This is a genomic window from Romboutsia sp. (assembly GCF_051659545.1).
GTDB lineage: Bacteria > Bacillota > Clostridia > Peptostreptococcales > Peptostreptococcaceae > JBOFOR01.
Map to the genome: position 1 here is coordinate 1 of NZ_JBOFOR010000298.1, position 1,229 is coordinate 1,229.

The window sequence follows — 1,229 nt, forward strand, 5'->3', positions numbered from 1 at the left end:
AAGTAGGTGATAAAATTGCTTAGAGCATATAAATATAGAATATATCCAAATGAAGAACAAAAGATATTCTTAGCAAAGACATTTGGGTGCAGTAGATTTATATACAATATGATGTTAGCAGATAGAATTAAATCTTATGAAGAAAATAAAGATTTAGATATAAAGAAAATTAAATATCCTACACCTGCGCAGTATAAAAAAGATTATGAGTGGTTAAATGAAGTTGATAGTTTAGCATTAGCAAATGAACAACTAAATTTAGATAAAGCATACAAAAACTTTTTTAGAAATAAATCAGTAGGTTTTCCAAAGTTCAAATCAAAGAAAACTAATTATCATAGTTATACAACAAACAATCAAGGAACTACTGTAAACATAGAAAATGGCTATATAAAAATACCAAAATTAAAAACTAGAATAAAGATAAAGCAACATAGATTATTTGAAGGCATAATAAAAAGTTGTACTATATCAAAAACACCTAGCAATAGATATTATATATCTATATTAGTAGAAACTGAAATAGAAACATTACCTAATATAGATAAAAAAATTGGAGTAGATGTAGGACTTAAAGAATTTGCTATATGTTCAGATGGACTAAGAGTTGCAAATCCTAAGCATCTTAGAAATTCTGAAAAAAGATTAGCTAAATTACAAAAGGATTTATCAAGAAAAGTAAAAGGTAGTAAAAATAGAAATAAATCAAGATTAAAAGTAGCTAAATTACATCAAAAGATAGCAGACCAAAGAGCAGATTTCCTTAATAAGTTATCGAGTAAACTAATATGTGAAAACCAAACAATAGTTATCGAAGACTTAAAGGTAAAAAATATGCAGAAAAATCACAAGTTAGCAAAAGCCATAAGTGAAGCAAGTTGGTCAGAATTTAGAAGAATGCTAGAATATAAGGCAAGTTGGTATGGTCGAGAAATAATTGTAGCACCTTCTAACTATGCAAGTAGCCAAATGTGTTCTAATTGTGGATATAAGAATGAAGAAGTAAAGAACCTAGCACTTAGAGAATGGACTTGCCCAGATTGTAAAACACATCATGATAGAGATATAAATGCTAGTATGAATCTACTGAAATTAGCTATATAATTTTGGTATACAGTTGGGATAGGAACTATCCTATAAGCTTGGAGATACTTAGTACAATGGTACTATTGACCAAGAAGCTCCCACTTCAAACGTTACCGTAGGTAGTTAAGTGGTGAGTAGTTCAC

The 1,229-nt window shown here is 28.6% G+C and carries 1 protein-coding gene; it reads left to right on the forward strand.

Annotated elements, in window-relative coordinates:
• Positions 1-6 precede the first annotated feature (6 nt).
• Entirely contained in the window at positions 7-1,104 is a 1,098-nt protein-coding gene (gene tnpB / locus ACRC03_RS17705) for an IS200/IS605 family element RNA-guided endonuclease TnpB (protein ID WP_438653927.1), read from the forward strand.
• The last annotated feature ends 125 nt before the right edge of the window (positions 1,105-1,229 follow it).